The following is a 14,289-nucleotide window of genomic DNA, read 5'->3' as shown; positions in this document are numbered from 1 at the left end:
TAGCACGTTAAATATGGATGACAGAAAGGCACTCAGCAGAAATAGTTAGCGAGTTGTGATCTTTGTTCGGATTGAATTGCAATTTGAACGACTTTGTTTACCCGATGCTGCTCGCTATCTATATGAAAATAAACGATTGTCACCATAAAAACTTCTTGTGAAAAATGAGAAGGTTTCACGCATATAAGCCTGATTGATTGTGATACCGTTAGCGTATGTATCAGTTGGAAATTCGTCACTTTTCTCGACACGTTTTCCCACTGAGTAGTACACATACAAGGGTTTACTATGAGAGTTTTTGGACACATACCCGATACTGAAGTCGGTGACATGTTCGAAAATCGAGCTGCGTTAGCCAAATCAGGCATCCATCCTCCAACGCAGGCTGGTATCAGTGGCGGCGCGAAAGAAGGCGCTGACTCAATCGTACTTTCCGGTGGTTATGAAGACGACGAAGATTTTGGCAACGTCATTATCTATACCGGAGCTGGTGGTCGCGACGAAAACACCAACAAACAAATTGCCGATCAAAAATTAGAACGCACCAACCTCGCTCTGGCTAGAAACAAGCTGGAGGATTTGCCCGTCCGCGTTACTCGAAGTCATAAGCACCAAAGCCATTATTCTCCAGCCAAAGGTTACCAATATGCGGGTTTATACCGCGTTGAAGACTATTGGTGCGAGCGTGGATTGTCTGGCTTCAAAGTATGGCGTTACAAACTTGTCCAAATTGATTCGGAACCTGCGGCAGAGGTACAAGACACAAGCAAAGCACGTTATGAGGTAACGTCTCGCCAAGCCGTTACGGTCAACAAGATCGTCCGAGACTACAAAAAGGCAAAGCAGGTAAAAGACTGGCATCAATACCAATGCCAAGTATGCGGTTTGGCCATTGATACTGGAGCAGGGTACTACGCAGAAGCTGCACACATTCAACCGTTGGGTGAGCCGCATCGCGGCCCTGATGTGGTCGAAAATATTTTGTGCTTATGCCCGAACCATCACGTGATGTTTGATAACGGAGTGTTCTCAATCGCGGATGATTTCAGTTTGATTGGCCTAGACGGACAGTTAACGCTGAACAAGAAACACAAGATAGAAGAGAAGTTTCTTCAGTATCACCGTGAGCATTATTTTAAAAATTAAACTTTCCGTATTGATATGCCTAACAACTTAATATAACGAGAGAATAGAATGTTACTCCCCGAAACGAAAAGTATTTCGCCAAAGAAACTTCTGCATGTTATTGATGTGGATATTATTGAAGGTGAGTTGCAAAAATTATTGGATAAGCATTTTGTATCTATTTGTGAAGGCGATTCACCTAGCGATTTGAAGTTAGTTAAAAAAAGATTTCTTATGTTTCTTCAAACAAAAAATGAAGGAACTCAGATGGGAGCGGTTGCAGAATTTTTTGTTCATTTATTTCTAAATCAAGAAAATTATAAACAAGAGTTTCTACTTCTCAACTTAGAGGAGAACTCAATTAAAAAAGGTTTTGATGGTGTATTCACAAGAGATTCTAAAATATATCTAGTGGAAAGTAAGTCTGGCAGTATCCTTTCTAAAGGAATATCTCACAAGTCAAAGTTAAAAACTGCATTTTCAGATATCACTAAGTATGTTTCTGGCCAAAGTGAAAAAGGAAAGAATAATCCCTGGAGAAACGCATTCAATCATGCAAGTCATTGTGATGTAGGGAGTAAAAGAAGTATAAGGGATAAAATTAGAGAACTTAGAGATATGTATGATAATGAAATATACACTAAGGTTGAAGATTATAATGTAATCCCTTGCTCAACTATATTTCTTAATTCGTTTTGGGACAGTGGAAAAAACCTAGAGATTCTTAATGACTGTGACTTTATTGATGAATTTAATGCTTTGAGCATTGTTGCTATTTGTATAACAAAAACCAGTTTAAACAACTTCTTTAAATACTTGGAGTCATAAATGGCATATGCATTGACTTGGCTAAAAAAAGACGATTACTTTGTGTCAGTTTTAGAGAAAATGACTGTAAACATTCCTCTAGATGACAAGGAATTAGAGTTTATTCTTAGTTGCGCTATCATATTTCTAATGGACTATTCTAGAGACAAAAGGAAAAATCAATATTTTGAGTTTGGTTATTATATTGTTTTGAAATGTGCATTAAATAACAATAACTATGAACCACTATTAGACGTCAGTACAAACTATGGGTTCTATCCAATATCAAAGTACATTATTGAGAATAAGCTTTTTTCAAATGATAGCACTACGGAGTTTAAGCTAGATTTAGAATTGAATAGATTTAAGTACAATGGAATCATAGAGACCTATGACCAAAAACAGTCTCGTGAGGTTTTGATAGAAAGTGATAATAGAGAAAATTGTTATATTGCTCCAACATCGTTTGGTAAGAGTTCCTTAATTGTCGAAATAATTAAAAACAAAAAATATAATAAAGTTGCGATTATCGTACCAACTAAATCTTTATTAATACAAACTTATAAGTTAATTAAAAGACACTTTTCAGGTAAGAATATCATATTCCACGATGAGATGTATGATGGATCTAATGATTTTATAGCAATTTTCACTCAAGAGAGAGCATTGCGTTTGTTGAAAGATGAAAGCATATCTTTTGATTTGTTGATTATTGACGAAGCACATAACCTTTTTGATAAGGGTGCAAGAAGTATATTGCTAACGAGATTAATTAGAAGAAATAGGAAGAGAAATACAAAGTCGACTAATTACTACTTATCGCCACTTATTTCAGATTCTAGTAACTTAAAAGTAGATACTAACCAAGATTTCTTTGAGAGAAAGATAATAAATAACATAAAAGAAGCTGATATTTATGAGTATGAGAAAGATGGTAATATTAGACAATATAATAGATTTTTAGATTGCTTCTTTAATTTAACCAATAAGTCATGCTATTTGGATTATATTGTCAATAGTAGTAAAAATAAAAACTTCTTATATTTACGTGCGCCAAAGAAGGTTGAAGAACTATCAATTTGCTTATCTGATAAATTGGAAATCTTAGATTCAGAAAGTTTGAATATATTGTCTGACACTGTGTCTAAAAATGTTCATAAGGATTTTTATTGCGTAGAATATATAAAGAAAGGATTAGTTTATCTTCATGGAAAACTTCCTGATCTTATTAAAGAGTATCTAGAATATAAATTTTCCAATAATAATGAAGTAAAATATGTTGTGGCAAATAGTGTTATTCTTGAGGGAGTGAACTTGCCAGTAGACAATATGTATATACTTAACGCTCGTTCACTAGACCATAAATCATTAATTAACTTAATTGGTCGTGTTAATAGGTTAAATGAGGTTTTTGATATCGATAGGAGATCGTTGGATAAACTTGTTCCAAATGTTCACTTTATTAACTCTGATGAGTTTAACAAAGGTGTAAAGATGGAAAATAAAATTAAAATGCTAAAAAGTAGTGTTTTTAGTGATTCTCTGAACAATCCATTGCTTTATAACTTTGATATCGAGACTCTACGTGATCAATTAGAAAAATACAAGAATAAAGGTGACCTTAATAAGATCATGGAAATCGAAGAGAAGATATCAAAGTACTTTGAGGTTTTGGAAAAAGAAGACTTTTTAATTAATAGTGATGATGAAGGTCCTAATAGAGTAAAAAAGATTCTATTAGAGTCTGAGGTATTATCTATCTATGACAATAAGAATGAAGCTATTGAGTTATTAAAAAATAGAATTAATTATGTACAGTTACATAACGATTGGGATAGTGCGCATGTAATTGATAAGGTATATCTATTCTTTATTGATGGCTTGGAAAGTCGTATATCAAACCCAAAAATTTTACGTCTAAAGCATGAAAAGGCAAGAAGCTTTTATAAAATGTTTACAGATAATCTGCACAGATTAACACTAAAAGAGCATATATCGGGAAATATTTCTTACTTTCAAGCAATAAAAAATAAACCAGAAGGAAGGTTGTTTTTTATCGGAGACTCATATGGTGAGTTTTCAAGAGATGGAAGTAATGGTAATAATCTGTACCTAGACCTCTCGACTAAAACAAGAAAGGAAATGGCAAACATTGCGCTGGTTAAAATTAAAATTGAGAGTGATTTTGTTTCTTATGATTTAAATGATTATGTCAATGTACTTTTCGATCTTGGACTGATCAATGAATCTGAATATGACTTATACATATATGGTACAGACAATAAATCAAATTCAGAGTTTGTTAAGTTGGGAATTAGTGGCTCATTAATAAATAAATTAGACAAGGATGGACAGATAGCTAATCTTAATATCAATGAATTTGGTATTGTAGAGTGTAAACCAGATTTCTTTGACTATTTAAGTAAACAAGATGATTTGATTCAATTTGAAATAAGTAAGTTTATAGATATCTAGCATATTGAACTGAGTCAAAGCCAGACACATGTCTGGCTTTTCTCTTTCTAGTTAACTGACTTTATCTTTGATATTTCAATCAGTTGTGTAACGTTTTCGGCGAGAGATAATCTGCAAATTTGGCAATTGGTTTATAAATTAGAGTTAAATATCTAATTTCTGAACTAACTTCATAAATCCTATGCAACTCAATTCACCTTGTTTGTTGTAAGGAATATAACAGCGCCCTCAAACATATAACTAATTAATGAGTGTTGTTATGTCTCATACCCGTCTATTCCCACGTCATCGCTTGGCGCTAGCTTGCATGCTTGCCAGTGTTTCCAGTTTCTCATTCGCACAAGAGCAGTGTGATATTCCTGATCTTCAACAGGCGCCTGATCTTGCTTTAGCCGTTTCTGAAGCGACTCATCATTGCTATGGTGCTTGGTTCTCTGCACCTGCTGATTCGCTGAACGATATCTACAGTGAAGCGAGCTTAAGCCGTATTCAGATTGCGTTAAACCAAGCCATTGCAAGTTACCGTGGTGAGGCAGAACAAGCGCGCAAACTCGAAAACCTTGGTGAGTTTGTCCGCGCGGCTTATTACGTTCGTTACAACGCGCAACAGCCGGACTTTTCTCAGGCATTAGGCCAACGTTTTGCTCAGTCGATTAATGCGTTTTTAGCGAATCCACACGCGTTAGACCAAGGACGCGAGCAAGTAGGGGCGATGAAAAGCCTGACGTTGATGGTCGACAATGTGAAGCAACTTCCTCTAACGATGGAAGCACAACTTACGGCACTACGTCACTTCAATCGTGAAACGGCGCAAGATACACAGTGGGTCGATGGGTTGAATAACCTTTTCCGTGCGATGGCTGGCCATGCTTCGCGAGATGATTTTTACCAATACATGGCAAGCCATACGCAACACATTGATACGTTAGCGGCGTTTGCTCGTGATAATGCTTGGGCATTGGATACGGATGCGAGCTTCTTGGTTTACAACGCCGTTCGCGAAACCGGACGTTTACTAGCCAGCCCAAACCAAGCAACCAAAGAGAAAGCGCTGCGTGTGATGCAACAAGTGATGGAACAAAACCCGCTTGGTAGTGAACACGATAAGCTTTGGTTAGCCGCAGTAGAGATGATGAGCTACTTCGCGCCAGAGGGTTTAAATGGTCTGGATTTAGATCAAGCGAAGCGTGATTTGGCGGCTCGCGTGCTACCGAATCGTCATGAGTGTGATGGTCCGGCCATCATTCGTTCTCAAGATTTAACCCAAGCCCAATCTATTGAAGCTTGTGAGGTTTTAGCCGCAAAAGAGGCCGACTTCCACCAAGTGGCGAACACAGGGCGTCAACCTGTTGCGGACGACAACAACGAGCGAGTGGAAGTCGCAGTGTTTGCGAGCAACGGCAGCTACGTGGATTACTCGTCTTTCTTGTTTGGTAACACGACAGATAACGGCGGTCAGTACCTTGAGGGTAATCCAGCACAAGCAGGCAACGTTGCGCGCTTTGTCGCTTACCGTTATGACAATGGTGAGGCGCTTTCTATTCTCAACCTAGAGCATGAATACACTCATTACCTAGATGCACGATTCAACCAATATGGCTCATTCAGCGATAACTTGGCACATGGTTACATTGTTTGGTGGCTGGAGGGCTTTGCTGAGTATATGCATTACAAGCAAGGTTACGATGCAGCGATTGGGCTGATTGCTGACGGCAAGATGAGCCTATCGGACGTGTTGGCGACCACTTACTCTCACGATACTAATCGTGTTTATCGTTGGGGCTACTTGGCGGTTCGCTTTATGTTGGAAGAGCATCCGCAAGAGGTAGATAGCTTACTGGCGCTTTCTCGTTCTGGTCAGTTTGCTGAGTGGGCAAAGCAGGTTCAATTATTGGGTGAGCAATACAATGGCGAGTTTGACCGTTGGTTAGATTCAATCTCAAGTGACCCTCAGCAGCCTGATCCGAACCCAGATCCAAATCCGGGTGAGCCGACAGAACCTTCTGATCAAGTAACGCAGCTTGTAGCAAACCAAAGTGTGGTGCTCAGTGGCGCAGCATACAGCGAGCAGCTGTTCTATGTGGATGTGCCAGAGAACACAACTCACTTTGACGTGGCGATTCATGGCAATAGTCAAGGCGATGCCGATTTGTACATGAGCTTTGAGAAAGAAGCCCATTACTATGACTTTGAGTTCAGCCAATATGGCGATGGCAGTAACGAGTTAGTGACGTTTGAGCCGGAGCCATCGGGTTACATTAAGCCGGGTCGTTACTACATCAGCATTGCGGGCCGTTCGGACTTTAATGACGTGACGTTACAGGCGTCATTAGTGACAGAAACCCCAACCCCGCCAGCACAAGAGCAAGATGACTTAACCCCAGTGGTATTGGAATCTGGCCAAGCGCAAACCTTAACGGTGCACCAACAGCGTTACGCAGCGGTTTATGTACCGCAAGGCGTACAGGAGGTGCGAGTATGGCTAACCGACAAAAACGGGAGTGCAGACAATGGCAATGTTGACCTGTATGCGAGCAAAGCTTATTGGCCAACAGTAGGGCAACACGAATACGCATCAAACTACTGGGGTAGTAATGAATACCTGCAAATCCCAGTGTCAGAAGAAGGCTATGTCCAGTTCTCTTTAAATGCAGAGCAGCAAGGGGATGACGTCGAGATGTTGGTGTACTTCTACTAATTTGCCGCATCGAAATCAAACCCTCATAAAACCAAAGCCGGACATCAGAGTCCGGCTTTTTGCTGTGTGTTATTCGTTATGCAACCTTTTCTAGGTTGTGGCTTGGGGTTTCGCTTTCTTTTTCATCTTTAATGTTGAGTAAACCGAGAAGATCGCGAGCAACACGAAGGCCAGTGCGATTGGTCGCTCATACAAGAATGACCATGAGTTGTCGTACATGAGCAAGGCTTTGCGTAAGTTGGTTTCTGCCATTGGCCCTAGAATGATGGCCAACAATATTGGCGAGGATGGAATGTCCATCTTGCCGAGGGCGAAGCCCAATAAACCGAACGCGATAGCGATGCCGACATCAAACATGGAGTTGTTAATCGCATAAGCACCAACCACGGACAGGAAGATGATGATTGGAATCATCAGTATTTTCGGAACTTCGATGATGCGACAGAAGAAACGAATACCAAGTAAGCCAACAAGCAGCATGACGATATTAGCGACCAACATTGAGCTAAAGACGCCATAAACCACCTCGGGACTTTGGCTAAACAACAGAGGCCCAGGCGTTAAACCTTGCACAATAAGTGCGCCCAACAAGACTGCTGCAACGGCATCACCTGGAACACCTAGTGTGAGCAAAGGGACTAATGAGCCACCGGTTACGCCGTTGTTGCCGGATTCAGCTGCGGCCAATCCATGAAGTGACCCCTTACCAAACTCCTCCGGTTTTTTCGCTGAACGTTTGGCTTCGTTGTAGCAAACAAAAGCTGAGACATCTGCACCAGCGCCGGGTACAGAGCCAATCGCAGTACCAATCAGGCCGCTTTTAGTCGCTGTAGGCAGGATTGTCTTAAGGTCTTTCTTACTTAGGATTTTACGATCAAACGTTGGCACTTCTGCATGCTTCTCATTGATGATCTTCTCGATCTGATTGATGGCTTCTGACAAGGCAAACAAGCCAATAAGCACCGGAATAACATTGATGCCGCTATAAAGATCCATCATTCCAAATGTGAAGCGCGGAACGCTACTGATAGGGTCAAGACCAACCGTAGACACCAATAAACCAATGCTACCAGCCAACAAACCTTTCAAAATGTTTTGAGAAGAAACGCTAACAATAATGGTTAGGCCAAACAGAGCGAGCGCAAAGTACTCAGGCGCGTTAAAGCGCAGTGCAAAGTTTGCCAAAAGCGGGGAGATGGCAATTAAGACAATCGTGCTCAGTAGTCCGCCGACAAACGAGGCCACCGCAGAAATACTGAGCGCGCGAGCAGCTTGTCCTTTTGCTGCTAAGGTGTGTCCATCGAGTACCGTCGCGGCTGAAGCCGGAGTACCCGGTGTCTTCAATAGAATGGCGGCAATTGAGCCTCCGTAAATACCACCGATATAGACGCCAATAAGCATCACCAGTGCCGGTGTGGAATCCATACCAAAGGTAAAAGGCAATAGAATCGCCACGCCCATTGTAGCCGTCAGTCCGGGTAGTGCGCCTAAGATGATTCCGCCGACAACGCCGAAAATTAAGATGGGCAATACTTCTGGGCTAAATGCGGTTAGTAGGCCATTGAGTAAGTGTTCAAACATAGCCTCTCCTTAATAGTACAAGCCTTGGGGTAGAGCGATGTAAAACACCTCTCCAAATAGGTAATACACCCCAAATACAAAACACCAAGCGATAAGGTAATACAGCGGCTTTTTGACTTTGAAAAAGACCAAGTAAGCGGTGAACGCGATTAAGCTTGCGATCAAATAACCGACGATATGAATCAGCAGCGCATAAGCCACGAGAAAGCTGATGCCAAATATCGCCATTTTTGAAAACACGGGAACGGCTGGCTGTTGAATGGATGCTTTTAGCTTTCGTTGAACGATAAGAGCGATGCAAATGACGATTTGTGCAATTGCGATAGCGCTAGGAAAGAATTGGGCGTTAACGCTGGCGTCTTGGTAGTGTGGTTCATCGAATTGGCTGATGAGCACAAGTACGATGCTGCTAATGACGATCATCAAAAGCGGGAAAAAGATCTCTCTATCCAGTTTTGATGAGGGTTGGTTTTGAATAGGTTCTGTGGGCTGTGAGCCGCTTTGTTGTAGGCTATTTTGACTCATGCTGATTCTCCTCAACACGAAGAGCATCGTGGTGATGCTCTTCGCTTAGAACATCACTTACTGAATTAGTTTTGCGAGTGCTTTGCTGTCTTCATCAACAAACTTGGTAAACGCTTCTGCATCCATGTTGTGGATCGTCATTGCGCCTTTTTCCATAAACTCTTTGAACTCTGCCGATGCCATCGCTTCATCAAAGGCTTTACCCAGCGTTTCAATAACTTCATCTGGCGTGTTCTTTGGTGCGCCAATACCACGCCATGTACCAGTAACAACATCAACACCTTGCTCTTTCAATGTTGGAACATCGGCGATGTATTCAATGCGTTCGTCTGACATGACGCCCAATGCTTTCAATTGACCTGAACGCAGCTGAGCAATGGCTTCTCCTGGCGTTACCATGGTGACGTCTGTGTGTTTACCAAGTACTGCGGGAATTGCTTCCGATGCACCGTTGTATGGAATGGCGTTAAGTTTGATTCCTTGGTTTTGCTCTAATGCCATCAGGTAGAAGTTTGGCGCCGCAGTCGAGGCAAACTTCACTTTACCTTCGCCTTTTTTGGCTTCGGCGATCAGGTCATTAATGGTGTTGAAAGGGCTGTCTTTATGAACCAAAACCACGGCAGGATCGAGGTTAACCATTCGAATCAGTTTAAAGTCGCTCGCATCATGTCGCATTAAACCCATTTGAGGGAGAGAAGCGATTTCACGAGTGACAACGGTAAGCGTGTACCCATCTGGACGCTGCTGCGCACCAAAGCTCATGCCTACCGCGCCAGCGCCTCCAGTGCGGTTCATCACGGCGATGTTTTGTCCTAGTACATCTTTTGCGGAGTTAGCCAGAGTTCGACCGACGGCGTCTGTACCACCGCCTGCACCAAACGGAACAATAAGACGGATGTTTTTCGTTGGATAATCCGCGGCAATAGCCGTTGCAGAGACCATGATGCCAGCGGCGACAAGTAGAGATTTAAGAAGCTTGTTCATAATAATCGACCTTTTGTTTCCGTTAGTTTTTGTATGCTTGTGTAGGGTGGTTTGTTTTATTGTTTTGATATTCGCTCATGCAGAGCTGCTCAAACGCGACGGCGATCCAGCCGCTTATGAGCATGTCATACCATTGCTCGACACCACTACACGCAACGACGACGTCGCCATGTACAAATGAGCCGAAGAACAGTAAATCGTTTTCTTGTAGAGAAGAGGTTTGGGTGGTTTGGTTATGAATATTAGGGCGGCCGTTGCGCCACGCTTGTTGTGCTTTGTTTCTTGCGAATTCATCAAATGGAATGGTCCATTCTTGTGGTTTTCCCAGAGATGTTTCATAGAGAACGGCATCAGTAAAAGACGCTTCCCACGGTTTGACTCTAGGATCCATCACCACGATATGAAGTTCTTTTCGATTGGTTCGTTCGAATAATCGTTCTATGGATGGCTTGACTAACTCGACAGCATCCATGGCAATTTCAACATGACTTTTCATCATTGATTCCTTTTGATGTTCTTACCTGAACTTGCAAAAGAAATGATATTGTATGACAAGTGATTGCGAAACGTACGAAACGATTAAATGATGGTCAGATCACTTGTGAATCAAGAGAATAGTGCGAGGGATCTAACTTTAATAAGGATATGGGTTATAAAAGTGAGGGCTGAATCAAGTTTTATAACTAAGACAATAAATGGCCCTATGGAGAGATAAATTAGATGGATTTGAGGGCGAATAAAGAACGTTTCGCCAAGATAAATTCGATAAAGCCGGACATCAGAGTCCGGCTTTTTGCTGTTTGTGCGCAGGGCTTAATCTGCTTAGATTGGTTCGTTCACTTTGCTCTTTGTCGCGACTTTGCCATCGGTAGAATACGCAAGCTCACCTGCAATGTAAGTGGCTTCGACGTTTCTTTCGTCACCCAACATCATCAAGGCAAACAACTTGTCTTCTAAGCTTTTTGAATGCTGATAACGCAACTTCTGCAAATCTGTTGCTGCCCAGTTAAGGACAACAAAATCGGCCTCTTTACCTGCTTCGAAATTACCTATTTTGTCATCGAGACTCAGCGATTTCGCGCCGCCCAATGTCGCTAAGTACAAGCCTTTAAACGCAGAGAGTTTCTTTCCTTGTAACTGCATGATTTTGTAAGCCTCATTTAAAGATTCTAACTGAGAGAAACTGGTGCCGGCGCCAACGTCTGTCCCCAAACCGACACGTACATCTTTTTGTTCTGCTTTTTCTAAATCAAACAGACCACTACCGAGAAATAGGTTGGACGTGGGACAAAAAGAAATCACGGAATCGGTACGCTGAAATGCACTCCACTCTTTATCAGTAAGGTGAACAGCGTGGGCGAAGATGGAGCGTTTGCCAGTCAAGCCATAGTGCTCGTAAACATCGAAGTAGCCTTCACGATCCGGGAAGAGTGATTTCACCCATTCGATTTCGTTTTTGTTTTCTGACAAGTGTGTGTGCACATACACATCTGGATACTCGGCTTTTAGCTTTCCGGCCGCCGCTAACTGTTCTGGCGTTGAGGTCGGCGCAAAGCGAGGCGTAATGGCGTATTGCAATCGCCCTTGGTTATGCCATTTGTTGATCAGGTTTTTGCTTTCTTGGTAACCCGTTTCAGGTGTGTCGAGCAGGTAGTCTGGCGCGTTGCGATCCATCATGACTTTCCCCGCGATGATGCGCATGTTCTTGTCTAGCGCTTCCTCAAACAACGCTTCTACAGATTGAGGGTGCACCGTGCCAAACACTAATGCGCTGGTGGTGCCGTTCTTCAGTAGTTCATTGATAAAAAACTGGGAGATGGCTTTGGCGTGAGCTTTGTCTTCAAACTGCTTTTCTGTGGGAAAGGTGTAGGTTTCTAGCCACTCCAACAGCTGCTCACCATAGGCGGCGATCATTTGTGTTTGTGGGTAGTGGATATGTGTGTCGATAAAGCCAGGCACGATGAGTTTTCCCCTGTGATCGACAATCTCTTGGTACTGTGTCGAATCGTTTTCACTGAACGCTGTGATGGCTTTGATGTGTCCATCTTCAATCACTAACAAACCGTCTTCGAAGTACTGGTAGGCATCAGGCAGGTGTTCAACCTTGGCTGGATCATTGATGAAATGTAATAGGCTAGAGCGGATAGCAGTGACGTCTGCCGTCGCGTGAGAAGAGAAGAAAGCCGTACCAAGTAAAGATAGAAGGATCGCGTTTTTGTTCATAAGTCACTCCATTGAATCGTTTGAAAATCCATGGTTTTTGACTTATTCGAGCAAGCCCTTGTCAATAGAGTGTAACAACCGAAAACCATTAAAAGCGCAGTGACTGTTGCGAGATGTATGCCAATCAACGACAAAGGGGATAATGGTAAGCAGGACAAGGCTTGAGGACGAATCCACGAGACAATAAGTAGGTATTCGCTAACCATGATGGTGAGGAAAAACAGACAGTTGAACCGATGTGGTGCATTTCATGTTTTGCTAATAAATGACCTTGGGCTGCAATAAAGCTGTCATGTTTGGGTTATAAGTTGTGCGACTTAAATGGCTATGCCAGATGAGAAGCCCAAGCCAGATGAAACAAGTAAACCATTTGGCGAACAACGTAACCAGTAGATTGGAGAATCATGGCAAGAGTAGTAAACGCAGCCGATGAAGTGATCATTAAGTTGCTACAAAACCAAGGCTTTATTAAAAGCGAAGCTGAAGCCCGCTTAAAAGAAGAAGTGTACCGTTTACACCCACACGAAATCGAAAAAGTGAAAAACTACGATCAGCACTTTGGCATCAATGCAAAAGAGAAATTGATTGATGAGATTTTAGAGCTTAGACGTGAAGCATTGATCATGAAAATATCCCGCCCAGAGACTGCCGTTTTTAAGTAACTTGTCCTCAAACTATCCAAGACATTTGATCGACACTCAATGTGTAAAAGTAAGTAAATAAGAGAGTCAAAGCTAGTGAGTGGTTTGACACTTATGGAAATGCGTTTTAGTTTTCGATTCAATCAATCTTTGTCATGAATGGGTATAGATAGCAGGATATGGATTCAATCACACAAGCTGCATTAGGGGCGACTGTCGCCGGTGCGATCGCCGGTAAGCGCTGTAATGCGAAGGTATTACTGATGGGTGCTGCGCTCGGCACTTTGCCGGATCTGGATGTGATTCTGGATTATGGTGACGCAGTACAAAACACAATCAAGCATCGTGGCTTTACGCATTCTCTCTTGGTGTTACCTCCTTTTGCTTTGCTGATCGCTTGGCTCTATTGCCGCTGGCGACCAGATACGTTTTGGTCGCTTTCTCGTGTGTTCTTTTTAACCGTGAGCGTGTTCGTCACCCACACTTTGTTGGATGCAATGACAACGTATGGCACGCAGTTGATTTGGCCATTTGAGGGCTATTTTGAGCTGCGGAACGTGTTCATTATCGATCCGCTTTACACTCTGCCTTTATTGCTTGCGATTGGTGTGGCTCTGTTTTCTAAAACCCGCGGCGGACGTTGGTGTCAGAGTGTAGTGCTTATCTCTACGCTCTATCTCGGTTGGGGTTACGCATCGCAGCAAATTATTGCATCTCGCGTGGAGCAAAACTTAGCGGCGCAGAACTTACCGAATCAACAAGTTCTGATTACGCCAACACCGTTTAATACCTTCCTGTGGCGAGTGGTGGTGATGGATGATGGTCAATATTACGAAGGCTTGGCATCGGTACTCGATAGCGATGAGCGTATTGATTTTGTCTCACACCCGCTAGGCAGTTGGCCTTTGGCAGACAAGCCGGAGACTTTGAAAGGTCTCAAGGCTTTCTCCCATGACTATCTGAACTATCGAGTAGAAGATGATGCACTGATTGTGTCTGACTTGCGTTTAGGAATGTCGAACAACCTTTCCTTTGAATTTATCTTTGCGGAGAAGGGCAAAGATGGCGATTGGCAATTGTTGGAATCAACGCAACGCTACCCAAGTGAGCGTAGCTTGGATTTGTTAGGTCAACTTTGGGAAAGGTTGAAAGGCGACCAGAGTATTGATGCGAATTTGGAACGTGTGGAGTTAAGCGCACGTTCCTAGTTTAGGTGTATAGCGATCCCCA

At 42.5% G+C, this 14,289-nt stretch carries 11 protein-coding genes; 6 read left to right on the top strand and 5 right to left on the bottom strand.

All coding sequences use genetic code 11. The annotated features are described in order from the left end of the window. Positions 1–288: 288 nt before the first annotated feature. The 4 genes from KIT90_RS20895 (at position 289) to KIT90_RS20880 (ending at position 7,105) form a co-directional block, all read left to right on the top strand. Positions 289–1,146: a YDG/SRA domain-containing protein gene (locus KIT90_RS20895; protein WP_285378498.1), complete on the top strand. Its 858-nt coding sequence runs from the start codon at positions 289–291 to the stop codon at positions 1,144–1,146. 48 nt (positions 1,147–1,194) lie between these two features. After that, positions 1,195–1,953, top strand: coding sequence for a hypothetical protein (locus tag KIT90_RS20890; RefSeq protein ID WP_171306138.1), 759 nt, complete (start codon positions 1,195–1,197; stop codon positions 1,951–1,953). After that, positions 1,954–4,407 (top strand): DEAD/DEAH box helicase, encoded by a 2,454-nt coding sequence (locus KIT90_RS20885; RefSeq protein ID WP_199437325.1) that lies wholly within the window; start codon positions 1,954–1,956, stop codon positions 4,405–4,407. Between the two features lie 259 nt (positions 4,408–4,666). Next, positions 4,667–7,105, top strand: coding sequence for a M9 family metallopeptidase (locus KIT90_RS20880; RefSeq protein WP_285378495.1), 2,439 nt, complete (start codon positions 4,667–4,669; stop codon positions 7,103–7,105). A 90-nt stretch (positions 7,106–7,195) separates the two neighbouring features. On the opposite strand, the gene KIT90_RS20875 is transcribed toward KIT90_RS20880, so the two are convergent. The 5 genes from KIT90_RS20875 to guaD form a co-directional block, all read right to left on the bottom strand. Then, positions 7,196–8,686 (bottom strand): tripartite tricarboxylate transporter permease, encoded by a 1,491-nt coding sequence (locus KIT90_RS20875; RefSeq protein WP_038867030.1) that lies wholly within the window; start codon positions 8,684–8,686, stop codon positions 7,196–7,198. 9 nt (positions 8,687–8,695) lie between these two features. Continuing rightward, positions 8,696–9,109 carry a tripartite tricarboxylate transporter TctB family protein gene (locus KIT90_RS20870; RefSeq protein WP_285378605.1) on the bottom strand — a complete coding sequence of 138 codons (414 nt, stop codon included), beginning with the start codon at positions 9,107–9,109 and terminating at the stop codon, positions 8,696–8,698. Between the two features lie 159 nt (positions 9,110–9,268). Beyond that, a complete protein-coding gene (locus tag KIT90_RS20865; RefSeq protein WP_009705724.1) occupies positions 9,269–10,195 on the bottom strand; it encodes a tripartite tricarboxylate transporter substrate binding protein in 927 nt (308 codons plus the stop codon). A 22-nt stretch (positions 10,196–10,217) separates the two neighbouring features. After that, positions 10,218–10,691, bottom strand: coding sequence for a hypothetical protein (locus KIT90_RS20860; RefSeq protein WP_009705725.1), 474 nt, complete (start codon positions 10,689–10,691; stop codon positions 10,218–10,220). A 326-nt stretch (positions 10,692–11,017) separates the two neighbouring features. Next, positions 11,018–12,418, bottom strand: coding sequence for a guanine deaminase (gene guaD, locus KIT90_RS20855; protein WP_285378489.1), 1,401 nt, complete (start codon positions 12,416–12,418; stop codon positions 11,018–11,020). Between the two features lie 404 nt (positions 12,419–12,822). Here guaD and KIT90_RS20850 point away from each other — a divergent pair, with 404 nt between their 5' ends. After that, complete coding sequence (locus KIT90_RS20850) at positions 12,823–13,080, top strand: hypothetical protein (RefSeq protein ID WP_285378488.1); 258 nt, start codon at positions 12,823–12,825, stop codon at positions 13,078–13,080. A 158-nt stretch (positions 13,081–13,238) separates the two neighbouring features. After that, the gene (locus tag KIT90_RS20845; protein ID WP_285378487.1) at positions 13,239–14,267 is read left to right on the top strand and encodes a metal-dependent hydrolase; all 1,029 of its coding nucleotides are present in this window, start codon (positions 13,239–13,241) and stop codon (positions 14,265–14,267) included. Positions 14,268–14,289 lie beyond the last annotated feature (22 nt).

It is taken from the genome of Vibrio sp. B172a (genome assembly GCF_030248355.1).
GTDB classification, from domain to species: domain Bacteria; phylum Pseudomonadota; class Gammaproteobacteria; order Enterobacterales; family Vibrionaceae; genus Vibrio; species Vibrio owensii.
Note: the sequence above shows the minus strand (reverse complement) of the source record. Positions and strands in the feature narration are given on the sequence as shown.

Coding starts and splice junctions, on each gene's coding strand:
- KIT90_RS20895 (WP_285378498.1), top strand. CDS start 289: ATGAGAGTTTTTGGACACATACCCGATACTGAAGTCGGTGACATGTTC.
- KIT90_RS20890 (WP_171306138.1), top strand. CDS start 1,195: ATGTTACTCCCCGAAACGAAAAGTATTTCGCCAAAGAAACTTCTGCAT.
- KIT90_RS20885 (WP_199437325.1), top strand. CDS start 1,954: ATGGCATATGCATTGACTTGGCTAAAAAAAGACGATTACTTTGTGTCA.
- KIT90_RS20880 (WP_285378495.1), top strand. CDS start 4,667: ATGTCTCATACCCGTCTATTCCCACGTCATCGCTTGGCGCTAGCTTGC.
- KIT90_RS20875 (WP_038867030.1), bottom strand. CDS start 8,686: ATGTTTGAACACTTACTCAATGGCCTACTAACCGCATTTAGCCCAGAA.
- KIT90_RS20870 (WP_285378605.1), bottom strand. CDS start 9,109: ATGATCGTCATTAGCAGCATCGTACTTGTGCTCATCAGCCAATTCGAT.
- KIT90_RS20865 (WP_009705724.1), bottom strand. CDS start 10,195: ATGAACAAGCTTCTTAAATCTCTACTTGTCGCCGCTGGCATCATGGTC.
- KIT90_RS20860 (WP_009705725.1), bottom strand. CDS start 10,691: ATGAAAAGTCATGTTGAAATTGCCATGGATGCTGTCGAGTTAGTCAAG.
- guaD (WP_285378489.1), bottom strand. CDS start 12,418: ATGAACAAAAACGCGATCCTTCTATCTTTACTTGGTACGGCTTTCTTC.
- KIT90_RS20850 (WP_285378488.1), top strand. CDS start 12,823: ATGGCAAGAGTAGTAAACGCAGCCGATGAAGTGATCATTAAGTTGCTA.
- KIT90_RS20845 (WP_285378487.1), top strand. CDS start 13,239: ATGGATTCAATCACACAAGCTGCATTAGGGGCGACTGTCGCCGGTGCG.